This is a genomic window from Streptomyces sp. NPDC002018 (genome assembly GCF_042890865.1).
In the GTDB taxonomy this organism is placed as follows: Bacteria; Actinomycetota; Actinomycetes; order Streptomycetales; family Streptomycetaceae; genus Streptomyces.
In genome coordinates this window covers 68,084-93,955 of the sequence record NZ_JBIASO010000008.1, presented here as the reverse complement: position 1 = coordinate 93,955, position 25,872 = coordinate 68,084, and the positions used below count along the sequence as shown (strand labels likewise).

The 25,872-nt window shown below is 72.5% G+C and carries 25 protein-coding genes and 1 pseudogene; 13 read left to right on the top strand and 13 right to left on the bottom strand.

Annotated features, from left to right (window positions below; all coding sequences use genetic code 11):
- Positions 1–8 precede the first annotated feature (8 nt).
- The 4 genes and pseudogenes from ACFYYH_RS15290 to ACFYYH_RS15275 all read left to right on the top strand — a co-directional run bounded on the left by ACFYYH_RS15290 (position 9) and on the right by ACFYYH_RS15275 (position 2,849).
- Entirely contained in the window at positions 9–782 is a 774-nt protein-coding gene (locus tag ACFYYH_RS15290; protein WP_388551184.1) for an SDR family NAD(P)-dependent oxidoreductase, read from the top strand.
- Positions 761–1,846 (top strand): threonine aldolase family protein, encoded by a 1,086-nt coding sequence (locus ACFYYH_RS15285; RefSeq protein WP_388550689.1) that lies wholly within the window; start codon positions 761–763, stop codon positions 1,844–1,846. The genes ACFYYH_RS15290 and ACFYYH_RS15285 overlap by 22 nt, the downstream gene beginning before the upstream one ends.
- A gap of 59 nt (positions 1,847–1,905) precedes the next feature.
- A pseudogene (locus ACFYYH_RS15280) lies at positions 1,906–2,145 on the top strand (hypothetical protein); the annotation flags it as partial.
- Positions 2,142–2,849: a B3/4 domain-containing protein gene (locus ACFYYH_RS15275; RefSeq protein WP_388550687.1), complete on the top strand. Its 708-nt coding sequence runs from the start codon at positions 2,142–2,144 to the stop codon at positions 2,847–2,849. The pseudogene ACFYYH_RS15280 and the gene ACFYYH_RS15275, both read left to right, overlap by 4 nt.
- Positions 2,850–2,891: 42 nt before the next feature.
- Here ACFYYH_RS15275 and ACFYYH_RS15270 read toward each other — a convergent pair whose 3' ends face one another.
- Together ACFYYH_RS15270 and ACFYYH_RS15265 are read right to left on the bottom strand one after the other, a co-directional pair.
- Complete coding sequence (locus ACFYYH_RS15270) at positions 2,892–3,620, bottom strand: lysophospholipid acyltransferase family protein (protein WP_388550684.1); 729 nt, start codon at positions 3,618–3,620, stop codon at positions 2,892–2,894.
- A gap of 143 nt (positions 3,621–3,763) precedes the next feature.
- Positions 3,764–4,180, bottom strand: a complete 417-nt coding sequence (locus ACFYYH_RS15265) for a DUF4395 domain-containing protein (protein WP_388550682.1) — start codon at positions 4,178–4,180, stop codon at positions 3,764–3,766.
- Between the two features lie 163 nt (positions 4,181–4,343).
- Between ACFYYH_RS15265 and ACFYYH_RS15260 the strand changes: the two genes are divergently transcribed.
- From ACFYYH_RS15260 to ACFYYH_RS15240, 5 genes are all read left to right on the top strand, one after another.
- On the top strand, positions 4,344–4,757 hold the full coding sequence (locus ACFYYH_RS15260) for a TlpA family protein disulfide reductase (protein ID WP_388550679.1): 414 nt from the start codon (positions 4,344–4,346) through the stop codon (positions 4,755–4,757).
- A gap of 176 nt (positions 4,758–4,933) precedes the next feature.
- Positions 4,934–5,443 carry a flavin reductase family protein gene (locus ACFYYH_RS15255; protein ID WP_388550677.1) on the top strand — a complete coding sequence of 170 codons (510 nt, stop codon included), beginning with the start codon at positions 4,934–4,936 and terminating at the stop codon, positions 5,441–5,443.
- Between the two features lie 218 nt (positions 5,444–5,661).
- Complete coding sequence (locus tag ACFYYH_RS15250; RefSeq protein ID WP_388550674.1) at positions 5,662–6,456, top strand: electron transfer flavoprotein subunit beta/FixA family protein; 795 nt, start codon at positions 5,662–5,664, stop codon at positions 6,454–6,456.
- Positions 6,457–6,516: 60 nt separating this feature from the next.
- Complete coding sequence (locus ACFYYH_RS15245) at positions 6,517–7,479, top strand: electron transfer flavoprotein subunit alpha/FixB family protein (protein ID WP_388550672.1); 963 nt, start codon at positions 6,517–6,519, stop codon at positions 7,477–7,479.
- Positions 7,480–7,671: 192 nt separating this feature from the next.
- Entirely contained in the window at positions 7,672–8,982 is a 1,311-nt protein-coding gene (locus ACFYYH_RS15240) for a DUF6986 family protein (protein WP_388550669.1), read from the top strand.
- A gap of 43 nt (positions 8,983–9,025) precedes the next feature.
- On the opposite strand, the gene ACFYYH_RS15235 is transcribed toward ACFYYH_RS15240, so the two are convergent.
- On the bottom strand, positions 9,026–10,069 hold the full coding sequence (locus ACFYYH_RS15235) for a LacI family DNA-binding transcriptional regulator (protein WP_388550666.1): 1,044 nt from the start codon (positions 10,067–10,069) through the stop codon (positions 9,026–9,028).
- 193 nt (positions 10,070–10,262) lie between these two features.
- Between ACFYYH_RS15235 and ACFYYH_RS15230 the strand changes: the two genes are divergently transcribed.
- A complete protein-coding gene (locus ACFYYH_RS15230) occupies positions 10,263–11,249 on the top strand; it encodes an ROK family protein (RefSeq protein ID WP_388550663.1) in 987 nt (328 codons plus the stop codon).
- Between the two features lie 143 nt (positions 11,250–11,392).
- Here the strand turns inward: ACFYYH_RS15230 and ACFYYH_RS15225 are convergent, their stop codons facing one another.
- From ACFYYH_RS15225 to ACFYYH_RS15215, 3 genes are all read right to left on the bottom strand, one after another.
- A complete protein-coding gene (locus ACFYYH_RS15225; RefSeq protein ID WP_388550660.1) occupies positions 11,393–14,191 on the bottom strand; it encodes a BTAD domain-containing putative transcriptional regulator in 2,799 nt (932 codons plus the stop codon).
- Positions 14,192–14,639: 448 nt separating this feature from the next.
- Positions 14,640–15,107 carry a hypothetical protein gene (locus ACFYYH_RS15220; protein ID WP_388550658.1) on the bottom strand — a complete coding sequence of 156 codons (468 nt, stop codon included), beginning with the start codon at positions 15,105–15,107 and terminating at the stop codon, positions 14,640–14,642.
- A gap of 68 nt (positions 15,108–15,175) precedes the next feature.
- A complete protein-coding gene (locus tag ACFYYH_RS15215; protein ID WP_388551198.1) occupies positions 15,176–15,340 on the bottom strand; it encodes a hypothetical protein in 165 nt (54 codons plus the stop codon).
- Between the two features lie 238 nt (positions 15,341–15,578).
- Here ACFYYH_RS15215 and ACFYYH_RS15210 point away from each other — a divergent pair, with 238 nt between their 5' ends.
- Positions 15,579–16,616: an NUDIX domain-containing protein gene (locus ACFYYH_RS15210; RefSeq protein ID WP_388550656.1), complete on the top strand. Its 1,038-nt coding sequence runs from the start codon at positions 15,579–15,581 to the stop codon at positions 16,614–16,616.
- 161 nt (positions 16,617–16,777) lie between these two features.
- On the opposite strand, the gene ACFYYH_RS15205 is transcribed toward ACFYYH_RS15210, so the two are convergent.
- Both ACFYYH_RS15205 and ACFYYH_RS15200 read right to left on the bottom strand, forming a co-directional pair.
- Positions 16,778–17,482, bottom strand: a complete 705-nt coding sequence (locus ACFYYH_RS15205; RefSeq protein WP_388551183.1) for an MBL fold metallo-hydrolase — start codon at positions 17,480–17,482, stop codon at positions 16,778–16,780.
- A 96-nt stretch (positions 17,483–17,578) separates the two neighbouring features.
- Positions 17,579–18,943 (bottom strand): dipeptidase, encoded by a 1,365-nt coding sequence (locus ACFYYH_RS15200; protein WP_388550653.1) that lies wholly within the window; start codon positions 18,941–18,943, stop codon positions 17,579–17,581.
- A 161-nt stretch (positions 18,944–19,104) separates the two neighbouring features.
- Here ACFYYH_RS15200 and ACFYYH_RS15195 point away from each other — a divergent pair, with 161 nt between their 5' ends.
- Positions 19,105–20,406 carry a geranylgeranyl reductase family protein gene (locus ACFYYH_RS15195; protein ID WP_388550651.1) on the top strand — a complete coding sequence of 434 codons (1,302 nt, stop codon included), beginning with the start codon at positions 19,105–19,107 and terminating at the stop codon, positions 20,404–20,406.
- Positions 20,407–20,878: 472 nt separating this feature from the next.
- On the opposite strand, the gene ACFYYH_RS15190 is transcribed toward ACFYYH_RS15195, so the two are convergent.
- The 4 genes from ACFYYH_RS15190 to ACFYYH_RS15175 form a co-directional block, all read right to left on the bottom strand.
- On the bottom strand, positions 20,879–21,232 hold the full coding sequence (locus tag ACFYYH_RS15190; RefSeq protein ID WP_388550649.1) for a VOC family protein: 354 nt from the start codon (positions 21,230–21,232) through the stop codon (positions 20,879–20,881).
- A gap of 57 nt (positions 21,233–21,289) precedes the next feature.
- Positions 21,290–21,607: a DUF6332 family protein gene (locus ACFYYH_RS15185; RefSeq protein ID WP_388550646.1), complete on the bottom strand. Its 318-nt coding sequence runs from the start codon at positions 21,605–21,607 to the stop codon at positions 21,290–21,292.
- A gap of 238 nt (positions 21,608–21,845) precedes the next feature.
- Positions 21,846–22,196 (bottom strand): SCO4225 family membrane protein, encoded by a 351-nt coding sequence (locus ACFYYH_RS15180; RefSeq protein ID WP_388550643.1) that lies wholly within the window; start codon positions 22,194–22,196, stop codon positions 21,846–21,848.
- Between the two features lie 177 nt (positions 22,197–22,373).
- Positions 22,374–23,801: an MFS transporter gene (locus ACFYYH_RS15175; RefSeq protein WP_388550641.1), complete on the bottom strand. Its 1,428-nt coding sequence runs from the start codon at positions 23,799–23,801 to the stop codon at positions 22,374–22,376.
- Between the two features lie 91 nt (positions 23,802–23,892).
- On the opposite strand from ACFYYH_RS15175, the gene ACFYYH_RS15170 reads away from it, so the two are divergent.
- The gene (locus ACFYYH_RS15170; protein ID WP_388550638.1) at positions 23,893–25,116 is read left to right on the top strand and encodes an ROK family protein; all 1,224 of its coding nucleotides are present in this window, start codon (positions 23,893–23,895) and stop codon (positions 25,114–25,116) included.
- A gap of 109 nt (positions 25,117–25,225) precedes the next feature.
- Here the strand turns inward: ACFYYH_RS15170 and ACFYYH_RS15165 are convergent, their stop codons facing one another.
- A complete protein-coding gene (locus tag ACFYYH_RS15165) occupies positions 25,226–25,795 on the bottom strand; it encodes a DUF4865 family protein (RefSeq protein WP_388550635.1) in 570 nt (189 codons plus the stop codon).
- Positions 25,796–25,872: the final 77 nt, after the last annotated feature.

Sequence of the window (25,872 nt, the reverse complement as noted above, 5' to 3'; positions counted from 1 at the left end):
CGACGGGCATGGACGAGAGCGGCGGGAACGGCGGTACGGGCGGGCGCGCGCTGGACGGCGCGGTCGTCGCGGTGGCGGGAGCGGCGGGCCCGGCGGGCCGCGCCGCGCTGCTGCGGCTGGCCGGGGCGGGCGCCACGGTCGTCGCCGCCGACGCGGACCCGGCGCGGCTGGCGGAAGCCGTCGACGCCGCGCGGTACGCGCACGGCGGAGCCACGGTCATCGGTGACACGGTGGATCTGCTCGACCTGGGTGCCACCCGGGCCTGGGCGGACAGGACCGAGAAGGAGTTCGGCCGGATCGACGGACTGGTCCATCTCGTGGGCGGCTGGCGCGGCAGCCCCTCCTTCGCCGAGACCGATCTCGCCGACTGGGATCTGCTGGAGAAGCTGCTGGTCCGTACCGTCCAGCACACCTCACTCGCCTTCCACGACGGTCTGCTGCGCGGCGACCGCGGCCGGTTCGTGCTGGTCAGCGCCGCCGGCGCGACCAGGCCCACCGCGGGCAACGCCGCCTACGCCGCGGCGAAGGCCGCCGCGGAGGCCTGGACGCTGGCCCTTGCCGACGCCTTCCGCAAGGCGGGGGGCGAGGAGGGGCCGCGCGCGGCGGGTGCCATTCTGGTGATCAAGGCGCTGGTGCACGACGCGCTGCGCGCCGAGCGCCCGAACGCCAAGTTCGCGGGCTTCACGGACGTCACGGATCTGGCCGAGGCCATCGCCGGAGTCTGGGAGCGGCCCGCCAGGGAAGTGAATGGAAAGCGCCTGTGGCTGACCCCCGAGCCGTGAGCCGTACGACGGACGCGCGCCGGCACCACGATCCCGAGGTGCGCGGCTTCGCCAGTGACAACTACGCGGGTGCCCACCCCGAGATCCTCGCCGCGCTCGCCGTCGCCAACGGAGGCCATCAGGTCTCCTACGGCGATGACGACTACACCGGTCATCTCCAGCGGATCATGCACAGCCACTTCGGGCAGACCGCGGAGGCCTTTCCGGTCTTCAACGGCACCGGTGCCAATGTCGTGGCGCTCCAGGCGCTCACGGACCGCTGGGGCGCGGTGATCTGCGCCGAGTCCGCGCATATCAATGTGGACGAGTGCGGCGCGCCCGAACGGGTCGGCGGCCTCAAGCTGCTGACCGTCCCCACGCCCGACGGCAAGCTCACGCCCGAGCTGATCGACCGGCAGGCCTGGGGCTGGGAGGACGAGCACCGGGCCATGCCCCAGGTCGTGTCGATCACCCAGAACACCGAGCTGGGCACGGTCTACACCCCCGCCGAGATAAGGGCCATCTGCGCCCACGCCCATGAGCGGGGGATGAAGGTGCATCTCGACGGGGCGCGCATAGCCAACGCGGCCGCGTCGCTGGACGTGCCGATGCGCGCCTTCACCAATGCCGTCGGCGTGGATGTCCTCTCGTACGGCGGCACCAAGAACGGCATGCTCTTCGGCGAGGCCGTGGTCGTCCTGAACCCGGACGCCGTAGGGGCGATGAAGCATCTGCGCAAGCTGTCGATGCAACTGGCCTCCAAGATGCGGTTCGTGTCGGTGCAGTTGGAGGCGCTGCTCGCGGGCGATCTGTGGCTCCGTAACGCCCGGCACAGCAACGCGATGGCCCAGCGGCTCGCGGAGGGCGTGCGCGCGGTGGACGGAGTGGAGATCCTCCATCCCGTCGAGGCCAACGCGGTCTTCGCCCGGCTGCCGCACGCGGTGAGCGTGCGTCTCCAGAAGCGCTTCCGGTTCTACTTCTGGGACGAGAAGGCCGGGGACGTCCGCTGGATGTGCGCCTTCGACACCACCGAGGACGATGTCGACGCGTTCGTGCAGGCCCTGAAGGAAGAGATGGCCGCCTAGGCCGTGTCCTCAGACACGGCCCGGTGCCTCTCGTTCGGATCTTGCTGGGCTCGCGTGCCCAGGAGCCGCGCGGCAACAGGCCCGGCGTCGACGCGCAGTTCTCGCTGGAGCGCGAGCGGCTGGCATGGGCCGTACGAGCCGAGTGCAATGAGGTGGACTATCCGGTACTCTGCGATGCACCCCATCCGGCCGTTCCGAGCGCGCCGCGTGCCACCCCCGGCCGGCCGTCCCTCTGGCGGACACTCCCCACCGCACTCCGACAGCCACCCCGGAAAGCCCTGAGGCACAACAGATCATGACCCTGACGCTCACCGTGTCGGACGAGGTACGCACCCTCGCACCCGGCTTCACCGCTCTCGCCGTCGAGGCCCACGGCCTGGTGAACGGCCCCAGCACCGCCGACAGTTCGGCTCTGCTGGACGACGCGGCCCGGCGGCTCGCCGGCCGGCTGGCGGGACGCGCCCCGCACGAGGACCCGCGGCTGGCCGCCTGGCGCGCGACGTACACCGCCTTCGGGGCCAAGCCGTCCCGTACCCGCAACTCCGCGGAAGCCCTGGCCAGGCGCGCCCTGTCGGACTCCGGACTGCCGCGGATCAATCTGCTCGTCGACCTCTACAACGCGGTGAGCGTCGCCCATCTCATCCCCGTCGGCGGCGAGGACACCGACCGTATCGTCGGCGGTATGCGGCTCGTGCGGGCCACGGGCGACGAGCCGTTCGCGACGGTCGCGGGCGGTGAACCGGCGGTGGAGTACCCCGAGCCCGGCGAGGTCGTCTGGCGCGACGACGAAGGCGTCACCTGCCGTCGCTGGAACTGGCGCCAGGGCACTCGCACCCGGCTCACCGAGGATTCGGTGAACGCGGTCTTCCTGCTGGAGTGCCTGGCGCCCATGACGCTCACCGAACTCGACGCCGCCGGCGCCGAACTCGCCGAGTCACTCGAGAAACTGAGCCCCGGCGCCCATGTCACGGTCCACCCGGCGGGCCCGCCACGACGCGCGTGACGGGTGGTTCCCGCCCGGCAGAGACGTTTCGGCCGGAGCGGCTCAGCTCGCTTCCAGCTCGCGGGCCTCGGCCGGGGTCGGTGCGGTGCCGCCCAGATGCGTCGGCACCCACCAGGTGTCGTGCGCGTCCTTGGGGCGCACCGGATACGCGCGCTGCGCCGCCTCCAGCAGCTCCTGCACCCGTTCCCGCAGCCGCCGGGTGATCGCGCCCGCGTACTGGTCAGCCGCGGCCTCGATCTGCTCACCGACCCGGATCGTCACCGGGATGTGGCCGCGCCGGAAGTTGCGCGGGCGCCCCTTGGTCCACAGCCGCTGGGTGCCCCACAGCGCCATCGGGATCAGCGGTACGCCGGCCTCCTGCGCCAGACGCGCCGCGCCCGACTTGAAGCTCTTCAGCGTGAACGACTGCGAGATGGTCGCCTCGGGGAAGACACCGACGATTTCGCCGGAGCGCAGTGAGTCCAGTGCGTGCGCGTACGCCTGCTCACCCTGCTCACGGTCGACGGGGATGTGCTTCATCCCGCGCATCAGAGGCCCGGAGACCTTGTGCCGGAACACCGACTCCTTCGCCATGAAGCGCACCAGGCGCTTCTGCGGCAGTGCGGCCAGTCCCGTGAAGATGAAGTCCAGATAGCTGATGTGGTTACTCACGAGCACGGCGCCACCGGTGCGCGGGATGTGCTCCGAACCCTGCGTGTCGATCTTCAGGTCCAGCGCCTTGAACATCGTGCGGGCGGCGCCGATGACCGGCCGATAGACGAGCTCTGCCATCTGGTGGGGACCCTTTCTGTTCCGGGGAGGGTTCTCCCGGCGGAAGTTACGCAGCCGTAGGTTTTCGGCATTGCGCCGATGGTGCCCCATACGCGGCCCTGTGGCCAGTCCTGGTCTGCGCGTAAGGCGAGATTCTTGTCACGTCAGCGCAGCCCCGCCTCGGTGCGCCGCACCAGCAGATACATCTCGCACCCCAGGCAGTAGCCGAACGCCGCGTTCAGGAAGGCCGCGGCGAGCGCGCATCCAGTGGCCGCCATGCCGAGCCAGAGCGGTCCCCAGAAATAGCCGACCAGCCCCACCAGGGAGAAGACCAGCCCGACCGCCTGGGCGAACCGCGGCGGCTCGGGCGGCTCGAATTCCACCGGCGGTCCGAGCCGTGGCCGGACGACGCCGCGGAACAGCAGGCCGTACGGTGAGCGCCCCACGCCGCCCACCGCGCCCAGCGCGAAGCACAGCGCCTGCCAGGCGAGCAGTGCGCCGCTGCCGGTGATCAGTACCACGGCGAGTACGACGCTGGTGACGGCCGCTCCGAAACGCGGCCCCCGGATGTCGATGTCCATGACGCCCAGCATCCCTCGCCGGGCACGCCGTGGGACCTCGGAATATTTTGCGGTTGTGTGAACGCTGCAAGCGAAGACGCCGGTGTGGCGGACAGCCGTACCGGTGCGCCGGTGACGGTTCCGCCGGTGACGGCGACGGAGTGCCGATGTCAGGACGGATGGGATGACGGGACTGGTGGTGTGCGCGGCGGTGCTCGCCGTGGCGAGCGCCTTCGGGCTGCTGCGCCGTCGCGTCGACGGGAGACTGAGGATGCGGGTGAAGGACGGCGGGAAGCGCCTCGGCGCGGCCGAGTTGGGCGCCGAACTGGGGGAGCGGGCCACGCTCGTCCAGTTCTCCAGCGCGTTCTGCCAGCCCTGCCGGGCGACCAGACGCACCCTCAGCGAGGTGGCCCGGATGGTGGAGGGGGTCTCCCATGTCGAACTCGACGCGGAGGAGCGGCTGGAACTCGTACGGGAGCTGGGCATTCTCAAGACACCCACGGTCCTGGTCCTCGACGCCGGGGGCCGCATCGTGAAGAGGGCGGCCGGACAGCCCCGCAAGGTCGATGTGATCGCCGCGCTGGGCGAGGCGGTGTGACATACGTACTTGACTGCGCGCGCCACGCATCGTCACCCTGACGACGTGCCCCAGGAACTCCTTCTCTTCGGGCGGGCCCATGTCGACCTGGCCCGCAACGCGAGTGCGCGCTGTCCGGGCTGCTGAGCAGCCACGGCCCCTTTCGTATCTCCCGCAGCCCGCAGAAGGACAATTCGATGACGGCGACCCACGGACTCGGCACCCCTCAGCTTGCCTCCTCCGAACTGCTTCGCTCCGTGTTCCGGCGGCACGCCGCCGGTGTGGCGGTCATCACGGCCGCCCAGGACGACCGTCCGGTCGGCTTCACCGCCACCTCGCTGAACTCCGTGGCCGCGGAGCCTCCGCTGGTCTCCTTCGGCGTGGGCCTCTCGTCGTCGAGCTGGCCGGTCCTCGCCGAGGCCACCCATGTCGGTGTCCATGTCCTCGGTGAGCACCAGAGCGAGCTGGCCGCCACCTTCGCGCGCAGCGGCGCGGACCGCTTCGCGCCGCCCACCGCATGGCGTGCCGGACCCGAGGGCGTCCCGGTGCTCGACGGCGTCCTCGCGTGGCTGGTCTGCCGGGTGGTCGCGCGCGTCCCCGCCGGGGACCACCGTCTGGTGATAGCGCAGGCCATCGCGGGCGACCCCACGGGGACGGGCCGGCCGCTCCTGTACCACCAGGGACGCTTCAACGCGCTGCGCGACTGACACACGCTCCGGCACGACGCTCTGCCTCCCGTCGCCCGGTACCAGGCGTTGGCAAGCTCACAGTTACAAGCGCTTGCTCAGGGGGAATCCTCTGGCTGTACTGGCGAGTAATATTTACTCCGGTGCGCCGGTCCCCCCGACCGGAAACCGCCCGATAAGGCGCCTATGCTGCGTGCAACAAGGCAGCCCGGAAATGACGATGCAGTAGGAGAGCCGGCGTGAGCTTGAGGATCGTTGTCACTGTGAAGTACGTGCCCGACGCCACCGGCGACCGGCACTTCGCCGATGACCTGACCGTCGACCGCGACGATGTGGACGGTCTGCTGTCGGAGCTGGACGAGTACGCGGTCGAGCAGGCGCTGCGGATCGCCGGTGACTACGACGGTGACGGCGACGCGGAGATCACCGTGCTGACCGTCGGTCCCGAGGACGCCAAGGACGCGCTGCGCAAGGCACTCTCCATGGGCGCCGACAAGGCGGTCCACGTGGAGGACGACGATCTGCACGGCACCGATGTCATCGGCACGTCCCTGGTGCTGGCCAAGGCCATCGAGAAGACCGGCTACGACCTGGTGATCTCCGGCATGGCCTCCACCGACGGCGCGATGGGGGTCCTGCCCGCGATCCTCGCCGAGCGGCTCGGAGTCCCGCAGGTCACCCTGCTCTCCGAGGTCTCCGTCGAGGACGGCCTGGTCAAGGGCCGCCGCGACGGCGACGCCGCGAGCGAGCTGCTGGAGGCGTCCCTGCCGGCCGTCGTCTCGGTGACGGACCAGTCGGGAGAGGCGCGGTACCCGTCCTTCAAGGGCATCATGGCCGCCAAGAAGAAGCCGGTGGAGTCCTGGGACCTGGAGGACCTGGAGATCGACGCGGACGAGGTCGGTCTCGGGGGTGCCTGGACCGCGGTGGACTCGGCGGCGGCACGTCCGGCCCGTACGGCGGGCACGATCGTCAAGGACGAGGGCGAGGGCGGCAAGCAGCTCGCCGAGTTCCTCGTGAGCCAGAAGTTCATCTGAGGCTCGTGCGGAGCCCCGACCGTCCCTCTCGTTTCCCGTATGCGCAGGAGTGCAATTCTCATGGCTGAAGTTCTTGTCTATGTCGATCACGTGGACGGCGCCGTCCGCAAGCCCACTCTGGAGCTGCTGACGCTGGCCCGCCGGATCGGTGAGCCGGTGGCGGTGGCGCTGGGCGCGGGCGCCGGCGACACCGTGTCCGTGCTCGCCGAGCACGGCGCGGTGAAGGTCCTCACGGCCGACGCCGCCGAGTTCGCCGACTATCTCGTCGTGCCGAAGGTGGACGCGCTCCAGGCCGCCTACGAGGCCGTCTCGCCGGCCGCGGTTCTTCTTCCGTCCTCCGCGGAGGCCAAGGAGATCGCCGCGCGTCTGGCGGTCCGTGTCGGTTCCGGTCTGATCACCGATGCCGTCGATCTGGAGGCGGGTGAGGAGGGCCCGGTGGCCACGCAGTCGGTGTTCGCGGCCGCGTTCAGCACCAGGTCCCGTGTCTCCAAGGGCGTTCCGGTCATCACCGTGAAGCCGAACTCGGCCCCGGTCGAGGCCGCCCCGGCCGCGGGGACCGCGGAGGAGCTGACCGTCACCTTCGGCGAGCGCTCCACCGGGACCAAGGTCGTCTCGCGCACCCCGCGTGAGTCGACGGGCCGCCCGGAGCTGACCGAGGCGGCGATCGTCGTCTCCGGCGGCCGTGGGGTCAACGGCGCGGAGAACTTCGCGATCATCGAGGCGCTGGCCGACTCGCTCGGCGCCGCCGTCGGCGCCTCGCGCGCCGCGGTGGACGCGGGCTGGTACCCGCACTCCAACCAGGTCGGCCAGACCGGCAAGTCGGTCTCCCCGCAGCTCTACATCGCCTCCGGGATCTCGGGTGCGATCCAGCACCGTGCCGGGATGCAGACGTCGAAGACGATCGTGGCCGTCAACAAGGACGCCGAGGCCCCGATCTTCGACCTGGTCGACTACGGCGTCGTCGGAGACCTCTTCGAGGTCGTCCCGCAGCTCACCGAAGAGGTCAAGACCCGCAAGGGCTGAGCGGCGACGGTGCCGTGCGTACGGTCCCGGGGCCGCGTGGTGATTCCCACCGCGCGGCCCCGCGCCGTATCCGGCCGCGGGCGCGCCCCCCGGCCACCATGGGGACCGTTGACGGGGATCGGACCCGCCGACTAGCTTCTTTCAACGGATTGTTGATTCCGCGCGGCGGAAAGCGGAAGGGTGTGGGCGGGCATGGGGCGGCGGGAGAAGGTGGCCACAAGCCTCGCGGGCACGGTCGGCGCCGGCATCGGCCGCGCCCTCGCGGCGGTCGACGCGGACCTGGCCCGTCGCTACCCGGGCGATCCCGGCACCCGCCAGCCCGTCCACACCGTCTATGTGCCCGCCGACGCCTTCGACGCGGGCACGATCCGCTCCTGGGGCGACCAGGCACTGGCCGCCCTCGACGAACACGCCCCCGACGCGGGGGCGCTGGCCCGTGCCCTCGGTCTCTCCGACGCGCTGGCGGAGCCGGTGTACGCGCGCGTACGGGCCAAGCTGGAGCGCGAGCCCGTCGAGGACCTGCGGATCGACTTCGAGGACGGCTACGGCCCGCGTCCGGACGGCGAGGAGGACGACGACGCGGCGCGCGCCGCCCGGCTGGTCCACGAGGCGTACGGGAACGGCACCGCGGCCCCGTACATGGGTATCCGGATGAAGTGGCTGGAGGCCGCGGTACGGGACCGGGCCATCAGGACCCTCGACATCTTCCTCACCGGCCTGGTGGAGGCGGGCGGCCTGCCTCAGGGCCTGGTGCTGACGCTGCCGAAGGTCACCTACCCGGAGCAGGTCACCGCGATGGTGCGGCTGGCCGAGGAGTTCGAGAAGGCGCGCGGGCTGGAGCCGGGGCGCCTCGGCTTCGAGATCCAGATCGAGACCAGCCAGTCCATCCTCGCCGCGGACGGCACCGCCACCGTGGCCCGGATGATCGACGCGGCGGGGGGCCGTGCCACCGGACTGCACTACGGCACATTCGACTACAGCGCCTGCGTTGGGGTCAGCGCCGCGTACCAGTCGAGCGACCACCCCGCCGCCGACCACGCCAAGGCCGTCATGCAGGTCGCCGCGGCGGGAACGGGCGTACGGGTCTGCGACGGCTCCACCAACGTCCTCCCGGTGGGCCCGGCCGCCCAGGTCCACGAGGCGTGGCGGCTGCACTACGGCCTCACCCGGCGCGCCCTCGCCCGCGCCTACTACCAGGGCTGGGACATGCACCCGGGGCATCTGCCGACCCGGTATGCCGCGGTGTACGCCTTCTACCGCGAGGGGCTGGAGCCGGCCGCCGCGAGGCTGGCCGCGTACGCCGCGAAGGCGGGTGGCGCGGTGATGGACGAGCCCGCCACCGCGAAGGCCCTCAGCGGCTATCTGCTGCGCGGCCTCGACTGCGGCGCGCTCGACGCCGACGAGGTGTCCCGGCTCACCGGTCTCACCCGCCCCGACCTGGAGGGATTCGCGATCCCCCGCCGTGCGGCCCCGGCGGTCGGCGGTCCTCAGGCGCGTCCTTAGGGGCCTGTCCGGCGCGCATCACGCCCGGCTCGTGGCGCCGGCCTCAGCCGTCCGACGGCGGAGGTATCTCCCCCGAGCCACGGGCGATCAGCCGGGTCGGCACCACGACCCGCGACGGGGCGTCGGCCGCGCCGTCGAGCCGATGGAAGAGGCGCTCCGCCGCCGTACGCCCCAGGGTCGCCGCGTCCTGCGCGATCACCGTGACACCGGGGTTCAGCAGATCGGCGAGTTCGATGTCGTCGAAGCCGACGAAGGCGACCGGGCGGTGGTGCGCGGCCAGCACCCGTATCGCCGTCACCGTCACACGGTTGTTGCCCGCGAAGATGGCCGTGACCGGCTCGGGGCCCGCGAGCATCGCGGTCACGGCGTCCCGCACACGCTCCGGCACGGTCGTACCCAGCGAGACCCAGTCGTCGTGGATCTCCAGGCCCGCCTCCGCCATCGCGGTGCGATACCCGCGCAGCCGCTCGATCGCCGTGTGGATCCGGGGCTGGTCGCCGATGAAACCGATCCGGCGATGACCCCCCGCGATGAGATGCGCCGCGCCGGAGCGGGCCCCGCCGAAGCTGTCGGAGAGGACCGCGTCCGCGTCGATCCGGCCCGCCGGACGGTCCACGAAGACGGTCGCCACCCCGGCCTTGATCTCGGGCTCCAGATAGCGGTGGTCGTGTCCCGCCGGAATGACGATCAGCCCGTCCACCCGGCGCGCGCACAGCGCCAGCACCAGTTCCTGCTCGCGGTCCGGGTCCTCGGCGCTCGATCCGTTGATGAGCAGCGCGCCGTGGGCGCGGGCGACCTCTTCCACCGCCCGGTTCAGCGGACCGTAGAAGGGGTCCGCGAGATCCTCCAGGACCAGTCCGATGCTCGCGGTGCGGCCCTTGCGCAGCACCCGCGCCGAGTCGTTGCGCCGGAACCCCAGCGCCTCGATGGCCTCCTGCACCCGGCGCTCCGTGTCGGGTGTGACACCCGGTTCCGCGTTGACCACGCGTGAGACCGTCTTGAGCCCCACCCCCGCCCTCGCGGCCACATCCTTCATGGTGGGCCGGTTACCGTAACGGGGTTCGGGGCGGCGGGCGGTGTCTGCCACAGTGCGCTGTCCTGTCGTCGTTTCTTCGGTGATTCTTCCGGCGGTGCGCCGGGGGATTGTCATCCTTGGCCGTGGCGACGAGCATAGGCCCTGGACAACGTTGTCAGGTGAATGGAGACTGTTCACCGAAGCCGCAGTTCCGTACATCCCCCCCTCCACGCGGGGATGCCTCATCCCCGGGAGATCCGACCCGATGCATACCGACTCCGTCGTCTCACTCGACATCGGCGGCACCAAGATCGCCGGCGCGCTGGTGGACGGCGGCGGCAGGATTCTCGTCCGGGCGCAGCGGCCGACCCCCGCGCGGGAGAACGGCGAGACGGTGATGCGGGCCATCGAGGAGGTCCTCACGGAGGTCTCGGCCTCGCCGCTGTGGGCGTCGGCCACGGCCGTCGGTATCGGGAGCGCCGGACCGGTGGACGCGTCGGCGGGCACGGTCAACCCGGTCAACGTCCTGGGCCTGCACGGCTTTCCGCTGGTCGAGCGGGTGGGGCTGGCCACCGGCGGGCTGCCGGTGACGCTGGTCGGCGACGGGGTCGCCATGACGGCGGCGGAGCACTGGCAGGGCGCGGCCCGTGGCTACGACAACGCGTTGTGCATGGTGGTCTCCACCGGGGTCGGCGGCGGGCTCGTGCTGAACGGGAAGGTCCACCCGGGACCGACGGGCAACTCCGGGCACATCGGCCATATCAGTGTCGACCTGGACGGTGATCTCTGCCCGTGCGGCTCGCGCGGCTGTGTGGAGCGGATCGCCAGCGGGCCCAACATCGCCCGCCGGGCGCTGGAGGGCGGCTGGGAGCCCGGCCCCGACGGTGACACCTCCGCCGCGGCCGTGGCCGCGGCGGCGCGGGCGGGCCACCCGGTCGCCCTCGCCTCCTTCGACCGGGCGGCGCAGGCGCTGGCGGCGGGGATCGCCGCGACGGCCACGCTGGTGGAGATCCGTATCGCCGTCATCGGCGGCGGCGTGGCGAACGCGGGCGAGCTGCTCTTCGCGCCGCTGCGCCGTTCGCTCCGGGACTACGCCACGCTCTCCTTCGTACGGTCGATCAAGGTCACCCCGGCGCTGACGGGTACGGACGCGGGCCTGGTGGGCGCCGCCGCGGCGGCCACGCTCGCGAGGCGGGACGGGACGGCGCCGTCGGCGCCGGCGGCGCCGGTCACGGCCCCGGCGGCCGGCTGACCCGGGCCCGGCCACCCGCCACCCGCCACCCGCCACCCGCCGGCCCCGGGACCGGGACCGTCCGGAACGGACCGGCCCGGAACACCCGTCGTGGCCGGGGCGCGCTCCGGGACGCGGTTCGGGGCTGCTGGCGCGGCGGCCGGTCAGGGGCGGGGGGTGTCGAGCTCCTGGAGCCTCGCGCGGACCGGGTCGAGTTCGGCGTCGGGGTGGCCGATGCCGATGAGGATCGTGAGGGCCTGCTGCCAGGCCTCCCGGGCGGCGGGCACCGCGCCGGTCGCGTGGTGCGTCTCCCCCAGATGGACCAGGGTCTCCGCCTCGTTGAAACGATGGCCCAGCGCCCGGTTCAGCCGCAGACTGCGCCGGTAGCACTCCTTGGCGTTCCCGTAGTCGCCGATCCGCTGGTAGGCGTAGCCCAGGGTGTCCCAGGTGCCCGCCTGGCCGCGTTCGTCGTCGAGTTCGCGCTGGAGCGCGAGGGCCTCCTCGCAGTCCACGACGGCCTGCCGGTAGTCGCCGTGCTGGATACGGTCCCAGCCGACCGCGTTGAGCGCCCTCGCGCGTCCGGACCGGTGGCCGGCCGCTGTGAAGAGGTCCAGGGCCAGCAGATCGTGCCGGAACGCCGCCTGCTCGTCTCCTTCGAGTCCGCACACCCAGCTCAGGGTGAGATGGGCGTGGGCCCTGCCCGTGTCGTCACCGAGGTCCGCCGACAGGGCGAGCGACAGCTCCAGTTGGCGCCGGGCCTCGTCGGAACGGGCGGTCTGGGCGAGGGCCCAGGCCAGCCCCCGGCGGCACTCGGCCTGGGCGGAGCGGTCGTCCAGCCGTACGGCCGCGGCCAGCGCCGCGCGTTGCACGCTCTCCACCTCGTGCCAGTGCCCGCGCCGCGACTGGAAGGTGAGGGTGGCCCACGCCAACCGCCAGACACGGGTGTCGCGTCGGAGACGCGCGGCCTGTTCGACGGCCGCGTTCAGCACGGTGTGTTCGCGGGTGAACCACTCCATCGCCTCGTCACGGTCACCGAGTTGTTCCGGGACCACGCCGTCCGGGGGCGCGGGCAGCGCGAGCGGGTCCCGGTGCGGAAGGAGCAGCCTGTCGGCGGCGTACGCGCTGTGCACATAGTGGTCGAGCAGCCGGTCCAGCGCGGTGTCCCGCTCGGCCTCCGTGTCGAAGGTCCTGGAGAGTTCTGTCGCGTAGGCGCGCAGCAGATCGTGGCAGGTGTAGCGGCGGGGCGTGTACTCCTGGACGAGATGCGCGGCGTGCAGGGTCCGCAGATGGGCACGGAGACGGGAGGGCGGGAGCCCGGTGAGACTGGCGGCGGCGGGCAGCCCGATATCGGTGCCCGGCGCGAGGCCCAGCAGCCGGAACACCCGGGCCGTGGGCGCGTCGAGCGCCTCGTAGGAGGAGGCGAAGACCGCGCGGAGGTCGGTGGCGGTCTCGCCCGCGTCCAGGGCGTCGAGCCGGGTCGCCGCCTCGTGCAGCTCCGCGGCCAGCGCCGCCAGCGTCAGCGCGGGGTTCGTCGTGGCGCGGGCGGCCAGGATGCTGATGGCCAGGGGCAGCCCCGCGCAGTGCCTCAGCAGGGTGGCGGCGGCTTCGGGCTCGTCGGTGATCCTGGCGGCCCCGAGATGCCTGGTCAGCAGTTCGAGCGCCTCCGTCTCGGTGAGGACGTCCAGGGTGAGGGGCGTGCCGCCGTGGGCCGCGGTCAGCCCGGTGAGCTGGTGGCGGCTGGTGACCAGGACCGTACAGGTGGGGCTGCCGGGCAGCAGGGGCAGGACCTGGGTGGTGGACCGGGCGTTGTCGAGCAGGATGAGCAGGCGTTTGCCCGCGGTCAGACTCCGGTAGAGCGCGGCCTGCGCGTCCGGGTCCGCGGGGATCGAGCCCGGGGGCGCGCCGAGGGCTTCGAGGAAGGCCCGTACGGCCACCGCCGCCGGTACGGGGGGCCCGGAGGGCGAGAAGCCGCGCAGATCGGCGTAGAGCTGTCCGTCGGGGAAGTGCTCCTGGCGGCTGTGCGCCCAGCGCAGGGCGAGCCAGGTCTTGCCGATGCCGCCGGAGCCGCCGATCGCCGAGATCACCACCGTGCCGCCGCGTTCGGCCCGTGGCTCCAGCAGCTTTCCGAGACGGGCGAGTTCGCGGTTGCGGCCGGTGAACATCGGCGGTGGGGCGGGCAGTTGCCGTGGTACGGGAGCGGGCGGGGCCGCCGGTCCCACGGCGGAGCGGGGCGCGGGGGTGTCCAGCGCCGGATCGGCGGTGAGGATCCGCTGACGCAGCTCGCGCAGCGACGGCCCGGGGTCGGTGCCCAGCTCGGCGGCGAGCCGTCCCCGGGTCTCCTCGTAGCGGGCGAGGGCGTCGGAGGCCCGGCCGCCGCGGTACAGCGCCAGCATGAGCTGGCCGACCAGACGCTCGTCCAGCGGGTGCGCCTCGACCCGGGTGGCCAGCTCCGCCGGCAGCCCGGTGTGCCGGCCCGCCCGTAACAGGACGTCCACCAGGTCCAGTTCCGCCGCGTGTCTCTCCCGGTGCAGTGCTTCGTACAGGGAGTTGAACCACGGGCTGTCCTGCGCGGCGGCGGCCTCCCCCCGCCACAGCGCGAGCGCCTGCTCGAACAGGGCCACCGCGTCGCTGTCGTCGGCCGTGCGCGCCCGCTCGACCAGATCGCGGAAGCGGTGCAGGTCCACGGCGTATGTGTCCACGGCCAGCGCGTAGCCCCCGGGGCGCCGTTCGATGTCCGCGTCCCCGGCGGCGGGGGAGAGGGCCTGGCGCAGCCGGGAGACATAGCTGTAGAGCGAGGCCTGCGCCCGCTGCGGAGGACGCTCGCCCCACACCCGGTCGATCAGCCGGTCGACCGCTACGGCCCGGTTCGCGTCGACCATCAGCGCGGCGAGCACGCAGCGCTGCCGGGCATGCCCCAGCTCCACGGGCCGGCCGTCGAGCCGTGCCTCGACGGATCCCAGCAAGCCGAACTCCACCCGCAATCCGATCACCCCCTGGCCCGGACCCTAACGTCGAAATGCCGGGCCGACCTGGTCTTTCCAGGTCTTCCCAAGGTTGGCCCAAAGTCGGCCCAGCAGAATACTCCTCGACGCGGGAGCCGGCCGGAAGAGCGGTGGGGGAGGTCGTGCCGGACCACGGCACGGCCGCGGGACGGCTCCGCGGCCGGGCCACGCACGGGGGGCGTGGCCCGGCCGGCGCCGTTCGGCGCATGCCGTCGGTGCCCGGCACGGGTGACGGAAGGCGGTGTGACCCGTGCGACGCGTGTGACACGTACGGGCCGTGCGACGCGTGTCGCGTGTGATGCGCGTGACGTGCCGGGTGTGCGTGTGGCGCGTACGGTTCGCACGGCGACCACGGCGGCCGGGGCCTGTGAACAGCGGGCCCCGGCAGGCCCACAGCCCCCGGCAGGCCCTAGTGAGTTGTCTGGCAGGCCATGCGCCGGCTGCCGCGGAACTTCACGCACAGCTCGGCGTCGGTGCCGGTGCGCGCGGTCGGCCAGGCATGGGTCAGCGCCTTGCCCGAGCGCGTCGCCAACGCCATGTCGACGCGTCGCCCGTTACGGAAGAGCGACACCGGCCGGGAGGTGACGTGGTCCGGCGGATTGGTCCAGATCCCGGTGACCGCGTTCCGTCCGCCCTCACCGTCCAGCCGGATACAGATCTGCGGCCCCGAGAAATGGTGGGTGCAGGCGCTGCTGTCGGCGGTCGCGGGGGTCGCGGTCAGGGAGACGGCGATACCCGCCAGGGCGAGGGTCAGGGCGGGACGGCGCCCGCGCGGGCGCCGTCCCGGGCCCGGCACCGTGGCCGTGGACCCGGCCCTGGACTCGGCGGGGGCGGGAGCGGGGGCGGCCGGAGCGGCCGGTGTTCCGGGCAGACGCATGGCGGGATTCCTCCAGGTCGTACGGTGCTCGGCTGTGGGACCGGGGCGGCACGGCGCCCCACGCGCTCCTACGAGGACGAATCGGTCGCCTGCTGCGGCACGACCACCAGGAAGACATCGGAGTCGAGGTCCATCACGACCTCCGCGGGCGTCCCCTCGTTCCTCCGCGCCCGCGCGAACTCCTCAGCGGGCCAGCTCCCGCGCGGCCCTCCGGCGGGAAACCTCTCCAGCACGGTCCGACACATTGAATACCCCCTCGTCACATCGAGTTCCAACGATGTTCCTCGGGATTGTGTTACGGCCCGGCACGGACATCGGTTCGTACAGTGGACGTCGCGGGCCTCGGTACGACATCGAACCGGCCACAGCTCGGCCACAGCACGGCCTGTGAGCCCCTGGCCCGGCCGGGCGGGGGTTTCCGGGGCAGGGTGTTGCGGGCAGTCCACTGGAGGCTACGGAAGAGGGGGAACCGTGATCGTCTGGATCAACGGTGCGTTCGGAGCGGGCAAGACCAGTACCGCGCGCGAACTGATCGACCTGATCCCGAACTGCACGCTGTACGACCCCGAGCTGATCGGCGGGGAAGTGGAGCGGCTTCTGCCGCAGAAGCGGCTCGCGGAGGTCGGTGACTACCAGGATCTGCCGATCTGGCGGCGTCTGGTGGTCGACACCGCGGCGGCTCTGCTGACCGAGGTGGGAGGGGCGCTTGTCGTGCCCATGACTTTGTTGCGGCAGGAGTACCGGGACGAGATCTTCGGCGGGCTCGCCTCCCGCCGTATCCCGGTCCGGCATGTGTTGCTCAGAACAGACGAAACGATCCTGCGGGGACGGATAGCGGCCCGGGAGGTGGCGGAGGGCGACCCCGAGGTGAACGAGCGCGCCCGGCGGTGGTGCTACGAACACATCGAGCCCTACCGCGCGGCGCTCGGCTGGCTGACCGGTGACGCGCATGTGATCGACAACACCGGTCTCACACCACGGGAGACGGCCGTCTCCATCGCCGCGGCGCTGCGGACCGGCACGGCCGGCGTCTGCGAGATCGTCCAGACGCCCGAGCCGACCGCCGAGACCCTCGCGGCCGGCGTGCTGCTCTTCGACGAGGAGGACCGGGTGCTGCTCGTGGACCCCACGTACAAGCCCGGGTGGGAGTTCCCCGGCGGGGTGGTGGAGGCCGGCGAGGCGCCCGCGCGAGCGGGGATACGGGAGGTCGCCGAGGAGATAGGCATAGAGCTGACCGAGGTGCCCCGGCTGCTGGTGGTCGACTGGGAGCCGCCGCGGCCACCGGGATACGGCGGGCTGCGGCTGCTGTTCGACGGCGGACGGCTGCCCGCGCGGCTGGCGGAGACCCTGCTGCTGCCGGGACCCGAGCTGAGGGGCTGGCGCTTTGTCGACGAGGAGGAGGCGGCGGGGCTGCTCCCCCCGGGCCGCTACGAGCGGCTGCGCTGGGCACTGCGGGCGCGGGAGCGCGGGACGGTGCTGAACCTGGAGGACGGAGTCCCGGTCGGCTGACCCCGACCCTGACCCCGACCCCAACCGCGACCCCGAGCCCAACCGCGACCCCGAGCCCGACCGCGATCCGGCCGGCCAGGGCGGGCGGGCACCGGCCCCGACGCGCACTCCGTCCCGGTCCGCCCCGGCGGACGGACGGGCCCCAGGGCGCGCGATACGCGCTACGGGCCGAAGCCCGGGGTGGGGTCTCCGTGGCCGTAGCAGACCGTGGACGGGGCCAGTGCCACGAGCCTGCGCATCGACGCCTGCGCCCTCTCGCGGTCCACATGGAAGACGCCCAGCCTGATCCCGCCCACCGAGGCGATGGTGTCGCCCACGAACAGCACGCCGTGGCGCGGCAGATGGACGCCGATCGAGCCGTCGGTGTGTCCGGGGGTGTGCACCACCCGGGCCCCGTCGCCGAAGTCCAGCTCGTCGCCGTCCTCCAGCTCCCGGTCGACCCGGGTGGGCGGCGCCTCCGGCACCGTCAGCCCGTGCTCGTACAGCGGTATCTCCCAGTCCAGCAGCGCCGGTTCGGGCACCGGCAGGTCCCCGCGCACCACCGGGGCGTCGAGCCGGTGCGCGAGCACCTCGGCGCCGTACCGTTCCGCCAGCTCCCCCGCGGCGCCCACATGGTCGCGGTGGCAGTGGGTGAGGACGATACGGCGCAGGGCCTCGGGGCTCGCCCCCAGGCTTCTGATCGCCCGCTCGATGTCCGGTGCGGCATGGCGGTGTCCCGCGTCGACGAGGGTGAGTTCCTCGCGGTCACGGCCGTCGCCGTCGCTGTCGGCGCCGTCACGGCCGCCGCGCCGGTCGCGCCAGAGATACGCCTGGCCGATCGGGAAGCGCAGCATGTGCAGTCGCGGACGAATCTCCACGAGGTCGATGAGGTCCATACGGCGAACGTACGCAGGGGGGTACGTCCGCCGTATGGATCTACGCTTTCGGCGATCTCCGCTCTCCGCTGAACGGGCCGCCGGAACTCAGGCCTGCCGGGAGCGCGCGTAGTTGACCAGGAAGTGGGCCTCGGCCACCGAGAGGCGGCGCAGCTCGTCCGGCGAGACGCTCTCGTTCACCGCGTGCACCCGCGCCTCCGGCTCGCTCAGCCCGATGAGCAGGATCTCCGCCTCCGGATACAGCGCGGCCAGCGTGTTGCAGAGCGGGATGGACCCGCCCTGACCGGCCGTCTGCATGGTCTGTCCCGGGTACGCGACGCCCAGCGCGTCCGCCATGGCGGTGTACGCGGGGCTGTTGGTGTCCGCGCGGAACGGCTCGCCCCGGCCGACCTGTTCCACCGACACCCGCGCGCCCCACGGCGTGTGCTTCTCGACATGCGCGGTCAGCAGCTTCGTCGCCTCGGCCACGTCCTGGCCCGGCGGTACCCGCAGGCTGACCGTCGCCCGCGCGCTCGCCTGGATCGACGGTGTGGCCCCGACCACCGGCGGGCAGTCGATGCCCAGGACGGTCACGGCGGGACGCGCCCAGATCCGGTCGGCGACCGAGCCGTGGCCGATCAGTCCGACCCCGTCGAGGACCTGGGCGTCCTCGCGGAAGTCGGCCTCCTCGTAGGCGAGTCCGTCCCAGACGGAGTCCGCGGCCAGGCCGTCCACGGTGGTGGAACCGTCCTCCGCGCGCAGCGAGTCCAGCACCCTGATGAGGGCGGCGAGCGCGTCCGGCGCCGCTCCGCCGAACGACCCCGAGTGCAGATTGCCTTCGAGCGTGTCGATCCGTACCCGCAGCATCGTCATCCCGCGCAGGGTGGCCGTGACCGTCGGCAGCCCCAGCCGGAAGTTCCCGGTGTCACCGATGACGACCGTGTCGGCGGCGAGCAGCTCCGGGTGCGCCTCCGCGTACCGTTCGAGACCGCCGGTGCCCTGTTCCTCCGACCCCTCGACGATCACCTTGACGGTCACCGGCACCCCGCCGTTCGCCTTGAGGGCGCGCAGGGCGAGCAGATGCATCAGGAAGCCGCCCTTGCAGTCGGCCGCGCCGCGTCCGAACCAGCGGCCGTCGCGTTCGGTCAGCTCGAAGGGCGGGGTCAGCCAGTCCGACTCGTCGAGCGGCGGCTGTACGTCGTAGTGCGCGTAGAGCAGCACCGTCGGGGCGTTCTCGGGGCCGGGGAGCAGACCGTAGACGGACTGGGTACCGTCCGGGGTGTCGAAGACGGAGACATCCTGGAATCCTTCGGCGCGCAGCGCGTCGGCGACCCACACCGCGGCGGCCTCGCACTCGCTCTTCGGGAACACCGCGGGATCCGCCACCGAACGGAAGGACACCAGCTCCGCCAGCTCCGTGCGGGCACGGGGCAGCAGGGACGCCACGGTCTCGGCGATCGGATTCGCGGTCATGGGCACGCTCCTGGTGGGTACGTCGTTGTCTCAGTCGGGTGTATGTCGGGTGTATGTCGAAGGGCTCAGCAGATCCTCCCACAGCGGGCTTGCCGGGCCAGCGCCGTAGGATGCCGTTCGACAACAGGGGCCACCGGTCGGATCAGGAGCAGAAGCACATCGTGAGCAGCGAGAACGCAGACGCCGGAAGCGAGCACGACGAGCCGGTATGGGATGTCGTTGTGGTCGGCGCAGGGCCGGCGGGGGCCTCCGCGGCATACGCGGCGGCGGTCGCGGGCCGTCAGGTGCTGCTGGTTGAGAAAGCCGAGTTGCCCCGCTACAAGACGTGTGGGGGCGGGATCATCGGGCCCTCGCGCGACGCGCTGCCGCCGGGCTTCGAGCTGCCGCTCAGGGACCGGGTGCACGCGGTGACGTTCTCGCTGAACGGAAAGTTGGCCCGCACCCGCCGCTCCAAGCGGATGCTCTTCGGGCTCATCAACCGTCCCGAGTTCGACGCGAGTCTGGTGGAGCACGCGCAGAAGGCCGGGGCCGTGCTCCGTACCGGCGTGACCGTCTCGCGGGTCGAGCAGCACGGCCCCGCCGTGCCCGACCGCCGTACGGTCGCCGTCGTCCTCGCCAACGGCGAGACGGTGCTGGCGCGTGCCGTGGTCGGCGCCGACGGCAGCGCCAGCCGGATAGGGGCCCATGTCGGGGTCAAGCTCGACCAGGTGGACCTGGGTCTGGAGGCGGAGATCCCGGTGCCGCCGACGGTCGCGGAGGACTGGGCGGGGCGGGTGCTCATCGACTGGGGCCCGCTGCCCGGGAGTTACGGCTGGGTGTTCCCCAAGGGCGACACGCTCACCGTCGGCGTGATCTCGGCGCGCGGCGAGGGCGCGGCGACGAAGCGCTATCTGGAGGACTTCATCGCCCGGCTCGGGCTGGCCGGGTTCGAGCCCTCGGTCTCCTCCGGGCATCTCACCCGGTGCCGCAGCGACGACTCACCGCTCTCGCGCGGCCGGGTGCTGGTGTGCGGGGACGCGGCGGGGCTGCTGGAGCCCTGGACCAGGGAGGGGATCTCCTTCGCCCTGCGGTCCGGACGGCTGGCGGGGGAGTGGGCGGTACGGATCTCCGAGGCGCATGACGCGGTGGACGCCCGCCGCCAGGCGCTGAACTACGCGTTCGCCATCAAGGCCGGCCTCGGGGTGGAGATGGGGGTCGGCCGGCGGATGCTGGCCATCTTCGAGCGCCGGCCGGGGCTGCTGCACGCGGCGATCACCGGTCTGCGCCCCGCGTGGAACGCGTTCGCGGACATCGCCCGGGGATCGACCTCGCTGGCGGGTCTCGTACGGAACCGTCCGCTGGCCCGGCGCGCGCTGGACATGCTGGACCGCAAGCAGGCGGCGTCGGCGGCATCGGCCGCCCCGTCCGAGGAGAGCGCGTCGGAGACCGCCGCGGCCGGGTCGGAGGCGGGCGCCAAGGAGTGAGCGGGGCCCGTGGTCCGGCCACGGGCGGGCCGGGGCGGGAGCCGCCGGCCCCCGCCGCCCGGACGGCGGTTCCGTAAGGACCCCGACGGGCACGGCCGGATGCCGGCGGACACCGACGGAGTCCCCGAGTGCTCACGGATCCCGGTGGGGGCCGCGGAGGCCGATGGGGCCGACGGAGGCTGATGGGTGCCGCGAAGGCTGACGGGTGCCGCGAAGGCTGACGGATCCGGGCCGCGTACGCTCCGGGCGGGCGGCTCTTGCCCGTCCGGGGAACTTGAAGAAAGCCATGGTTGGGGGCCCCGCGGACGGCGGGGGGCCGTGCCCCCTCCCCCTCCGCGCCCGCCCCCGTACCCCTGCGCGTCCGAACGCGTTCGCGGCCATACCCCTACGCGTCCGAACGCGGCCGTACCACCCCCGGATCCGGGTGACCGCCGAGAAAAGCCTCACCATCGACCCCACTCAGGCGTGAGCCTTACGGACGCCGCTGGCCAAGGACACAGAACTCATTGCCTTCGGGGTCTGCCAGTACGACCCACGACTGATCACCCTGGCCGATGTCAACGCGCTGTGCGCCGTGAGCCACCAGACGGGCCACCTCGGCGTCCTGGTCATCAGGCCTGAAGTCGAGATGCAGCCGGCTCTTGGCCTTCTTGCTCTCATCGAGCCGGACGAAATCCAACCCCGGCAGGCGATGTGGCTCCGGGCGGATCTCGAACTCCTCATCAGAGGAGTAGACCACAACCCAGCCAAGGGCCTCGGCCCACCACTGCCCCAAGGCCGCCGGATCCGCCGAGTGAACGATTACCTGTTCCCATTCCAAGGTCATCCGCCAAGCTTAGACCTGCCGGGACGCCCGCGACCGGGGGCAACTGGTGGTGCCGGCCTATGAGTCGGGGCTCGTACGGCCGGGCCGGCCCGGCTGACCGGGCACCTCCGGCCGGGCGGGCGTGGTGGCTTCCGTGCCGGGCTCGCCGTCCGGCCGCCGCCGGGGGAAGCGCCAGAGCACCTGGACGACCCGTGCCACGAAGGCCAGGGCCGCGGCGGCCGCGGCGATCCGTCCGAAGACCTCGGGCAGTTCGAAGTACGACGCGGTCCCCGCGACCGCCGTGAACACCAGCCCCGCCACGAAGGCCCCCGTCACCACGGCGAAGCCGATCTCGACCGTGATGGCGTCCCGCGCGGCATCGCTCCGTGTCCCCATGGAGCGAGTGTGCTGCCGCTCCCGGGCGCGGGGCAAGACGCCCCGCCCGGACCCGCCCGACTCACCGGGACCCGCCCCGACTCACCGGGACCCGTCAGGACCCGCTCGGAGCGGGGCTGTCGGACGACGGCGGACGTCTCGCGCGCGGACCGGGCATCAGGTCGGCCGACGGCGTTGGGCCGGTCGGGTTACCCCGGGCTGCCGGGGCTGTGGTGCCGGGCCGTGCGGGCCGGCCTCGTCAGGCCTCGCGGGGGCGCGACGGACGCCCAGGCCGGTCGCGGAACAGCCGTACGAAACCACCCAGCGCCGCCGCCTGGATCAGCACCGAGAGCACCAGCGCGGGATAGACGAACGCCGCGGAGTCGGCGAACGTCCCGCCGAGCAGCTCACCGCCGATGAAGAACACGAAGATGGTCGGCGCCGCGAGGAAGAACAGCCACACCCCGGCGAACGACGCGTCCTGGTGGTCCACGAAGAGCGTGTCGATCGTGACGAAGGCTGTCGTCACCGCGACCAGACCGAGGTAAATCTGGGACGCGCGATTGCCGAAGGTCAGCCGCGCGAGTGTGGTCAGCAGTCCAGAAGCCATGGTCTTCTCCCGTAGGTGTGGTCCTTCCAGGGTGCGCCGGATCGAACGGCTGTGCCTGAGTACGCCTACTCACCCGGCCTACTCACCCCGCGTGCTCACCGGCCTGCGCACCAGGCCCGCTCATGCATGCCCGGCCGTATGGGCCCGCTCCTTCCCGTCTGCTCGTTCCCGGCCCGTTCACGCCTGCGCCTGCTGAGGTGCCTCCCGGCGCGTCGGCCGCGACGCGGGCTCGGGCTCCGCCGACAGGCTCCGCGCCGCGTGGGCGACGAGCGCGGCCGCCGCAGCCAGCAGCGCGACGGTGGTCAGGGCGAGCGGCAGGGAGAGCCATTCGGCCAGGAAGCCGATGGCGGGCGGGCCCAGCAGCATCCCGCCGTACCCCAGTGTCGACGCGGTGGCGACCCCGCTGGGTCCCGCCAGCGCGCCCGCGCGGCCGACGGCCACGGGGAAGATGTTGGCGAGGCCGAGCCCGGCCACGGCGAAGCCCACCAGAGCGGCCCAGGCGTTCGGTGCCAGGGCGCCCAGCAGCATGCCGAGCGCCGCCGTGAGTCCGCCGAGGACCAGGGCGCGGGTCTGCCCGAGCCGCTCCAGCAGAACCGTGCCGCACAGCCGTCCCGCTGTCATGGCGAGGGCGAAGAGGGAGTAACCGGCGGCAGCGAGGCCGGGGGAGGCATCGAGGTCCTCGGTGAGATGGAGCGCGCTCCAGTCGGCCATCGCCCCCTCGCCGTACGCCGTGCACAGGGCGATCACGCCGAAGAGCAGGACCACCCGGCGGGTGCCCCGGTCACGTCCGCGCGCCCCGCCCGTTTCCGCCCTGCCTGCTTTCGTCCTGCCCGCTTTCGTCCTGCCCGTTTCCGCCCCGCCCGTTTCCGCCCCGCCGGCTTTCGCCTTGCCCGTTTCCGCCGTCCCGGCAGCCCTGCTCATGTCGGTCCTGCCCGCTTCGGCGCCACGCGCCTCGGCTCCTGCCACAGGCTCCGCCACGGGTGCGGGTGCGGACCGGCGCAGCAGCACAGGGCCGGTCACGGCGGTCACCAGCAGTCCCAGACCGGTCAGGAGCAGAAGGTGGACGGTGGGGGAAAGACCGCCCGCCACCAGCCCGCCGAGCCCCGCCCCCACCATGCCGCCGAGGCTGAACGCCGCGTGGAAGCTGGAGATCACCGGCCGCCGCAGGGCCGCGACGAGATCGACGGCCGCGCTGTTCATCGAGACATTCAGCGCCCCGTAGGCCGCGCCGAAGACCAGCAGCACCAGACCGAGCGTCAGGGCCGAGTGCGCCTGCGGCGGCAGCACGATGCTCAGCGAGAGCAGCACGGCGGACACCACCGTCACGGGAAGGCTGCCGTACCGCCGGCAGAGCCGCCCGGTGAACACCATCGTGACGACGCCACCCGCCGATACGCCGAGCAGGGCGAGCCCCAGACCGCTCTCGGAGGCGCCGGTCTGCTCCTTGACGGCGGGGATACGGACCACCCAGCCGGCGAACATGAAGCCGTCGAGGGCGAAGAAGACGGTCAGGGCGGTACGGAGACGGGACAGCGAGGACCGTGCCGCGAGGTCCGCGTCGTCGCCCCCCGAGACGGCCGTCCCTACTTTGTTTAGATGCGGCACAAAGTAACCATAGGCGCCGGGGGCGGACCGTACAACCCGACCTGGGGACGAGGACGCCGCCCCACCTTCGGATCATGGGAGACTCGCCCCCATGAACGGCAAGGGGACGGGGACCACCACCCGGACGAGACTGGAGAGAGGCCGCGGCGCGCTCGGCCCCGCACTGGAACTGGTCCATACGGGCCGCGCGCCCACACGCGCCGTGCTCACCGCGGAGCTGGGCGTCACCCGCGCCACGGCCGGCGCGGTCGCCGCGGAGCTGGAGGCCCTGGGGCTGATCCGGGTCGACTCACGGCCCGGCGCGGCCGCGGGCTCCCAGGGGCGGCCCTCGCACCGGCTCTCCGTCGACGACACGGGCCCCGTCGCCCTCGCCGCCCAGGTCCATGTCGACGGCTTCCGGGTCGCGCTGGTCGGGCTCGGCGGGCGTATCGTCGCCACGGCGCCCGGCTGCGGTACGGTCTCGGCCGACCCGGCGCAGGTGCTCGGGGAGGCCGTGGAGGCCGGCGCGGCACTCCTGCGCACCACCGGACGGCGCTGTGTGGGCGCGGGCCTCGCCGTGCCCTCGGCCGTCGCCGAGCCGGAGGGCACCGCCCTCAACCCGCTGCACATCGCCTGGCGGGCCGGCGCCCCGGTCCGGGACGTCTTCGCCGAGCGAGTCCGCGCGGCCGGTATCGAGGGCCCGGCCTTCACCGGGAACGATGTCAACCTCGCCGCGCTCGCCGAGCACCGGCACGGCGCCGGCCGCGGGGCGCAGCATCTGCTCTGCGTCGCCACGGGACACCGCGGTGTCGGAGGCGCGCTCGTCCTCGACGGCCGTCTGCACACGGGCAGTTCGGGTCTCGCCCTCGAAGTCGGCCATCTCACGGTCAATCCGGAGGGGCGGCCCTGCTACTGCGGCGGCAAGGGCTGTCTCGACGTGGAGGCGGACCCGCTGGCGTTCCTCACCGCCGCGGGCCGCGCGCCGGGCCCGGAGGTGTCACTGCTCCAGCAGGCGCGCGATCTCCTCCGTACGGAACACGCCGACCCCGCTGTACGCCGGGCCACCGAGGAGCTGATCGACCGGCTGGGGCTGGGGCTCGCCGGGCTGGTCAATATCCTCAACCCCGACCGGATCATCCTTGGCGGACTCCACCGCGAACTGCTCGACGCGGACCCGGAACGGCTGCACGCGGTCGTGGCCGACCGCAGTCTGTGGGGCCGTGGCGGCGGCGTTCCGATTTTGCCCTGCACACTCGACCACAACAGCCTGGTGGGCGCGGCCGAGCTGGCGTGGCAGCCGGTGCTCGACGATCCCCTGGGCGCGCTCACGCGCTGAGTCCGGGCGCTCCGACCGCGCTCACCCGCTGAGCCCGGGTCCGCCGGCCGCGCTCACGCGCTGAGCCCCCGTCCCGTGGCACTCACACACAGCCCCCGTCCCCTGGCGCTCACGCGCTGAGTTCCGCGCGCTGCGGTTGTGACAGATGCAGCACCTGATAGCGCTCGCCCTCTTCGGCCGGGCTGTCGTGCTCCCACAGCGTGAAGTGGACCAGCTCCCAACGGCGCGGATCGAGCGCCAGCGCCGCGCACACCACCCCGTCGAGACCGGCCAGCCGCTCGGTCTCCCGTACGGCCGTGTCGGCGAGCGTGGCCAGGGGCGTCCCCTCGGGGAGTCGCTGGCTGCGGCGTACGGCCGTGCGCGGAGTGCTCGCCTGGGCGGGTCCCTCGGTGTGGAGCAGACCCGACCAGTACCGCACCACCGGCCGTCCGAAGTCCCCCACGAGACCGTCGAACGCGGGCCCCAGGAGGAACGCGTTCATTCCCTCGGAAGCGGTCCAGAGATAGAACGGCGCGTACTGGTTCACGGGCGAGCCCTCCTCGCGTTCGCGGATCAGATACGCCTTCAGACCGAGCCCGGGAAAGTCGTCCAGTACCGGCCCCATGTTCGAGACGCGCTTGCGGATGATCTCCATGTCGTAGTCGGCGGGAAGGGTGATTTCGTACTGCATGGCCTGCATAGGGTGCTCCCGTTCCTGAAGTCTGTATGACGGGTCTGTATGACGGGTTTGTACAACGGGTCTGTGTCATGGGTTTG

Coding starts and splice junctions, on each gene's coding strand:
- ACFYYH_RS15290 (WP_388551184.1), top strand. CDS start 9: ATGGACGAGAGCGGCGGGAACGGCGGTACGGGCGGGCGCGCGCTGGAC.
- ACFYYH_RS15275 (WP_388550687.1), top strand. CDS start 2,142: ATGACCCTGACGCTCACCGTGTCGGACGAGGTACGCACCCTCGCACCC.
- ACFYYH_RS15270 (WP_388550684.1), bottom strand. CDS start 3,620: ATGGCAGAGCTCGTCTATCGGCCGGTCATCGGCGCCGCCCGCACGATG.
- ACFYYH_RS15265 (WP_388550682.1), bottom strand. CDS start 4,180: ATGGACATCGACATCCGGGGGCCGCGTTTCGGAGCGGCCGTCACCAGC.
- ACFYYH_RS15260 (WP_388550679.1), top strand. CDS start 4,344: ATGACGGGACTGGTGGTGTGCGCGGCGGTGCTCGCCGTGGCGAGCGCC.
- ACFYYH_RS15255 (WP_388550677.1), top strand. CDS start 4,934: ATGACGGCGACCCACGGACTCGGCACCCCTCAGCTTGCCTCCTCCGAA.
- ACFYYH_RS15245 (WP_388550672.1), top strand. CDS start 6,517: ATGGCTGAAGTTCTTGTCTATGTCGATCACGTGGACGGCGCCGTCCGC.
- ACFYYH_RS15240 (WP_388550669.1), top strand. CDS start 7,672: ATGGGGCGGCGGGAGAAGGTGGCCACAAGCCTCGCGGGCACGGTCGGC.
- ACFYYH_RS15230 (WP_388550663.1), top strand. CDS start 10,263: ATGCATACCGACTCCGTCGTCTCACTCGACATCGGCGGCACCAAGATC.
- ACFYYH_RS15220 (WP_388550658.1), bottom strand. CDS start 15,107: ATGCGTCTGCCCGGAACACCGGCCGCTCCGGCCGCCCCCGCTCCCGCC.
- ACFYYH_RS15200 (WP_388550653.1), bottom strand. CDS start 18,943: ATGACCGCGAATCCGATCGCCGAGACCGTGGCGTCCCTGCTGCCCCGT.
- ACFYYH_RS15190 (WP_388550649.1), bottom strand. CDS start 21,232: ATGACCTTGGAATGGGAACAGGTAATCGTTCACTCGGCGGATCCGGCG.
- ACFYYH_RS15185 (WP_388550646.1), bottom strand. CDS start 21,607: ATGGGGACACGGAGCGATGCCGCGCGGGACGCCATCACGGTCGAGATC.
- ACFYYH_RS15180 (WP_388550643.1), bottom strand. CDS start 22,196: ATGGCTTCTGGACTGCTGACCACACTCGCGCGGCTGACCTTCGGCAAT.
- ACFYYH_RS15170 (WP_388550638.1), top strand. CDS start 23,893: ATGAACGGCAAGGGGACGGGGACCACCACCCGGACGAGACTGGAGAGA.
- ACFYYH_RS15165 (WP_388550635.1), bottom strand. CDS start 25,795: ATGCAGGCCATGCAGTACGAAATCACCCTTCCCGCCGACTACGACATG.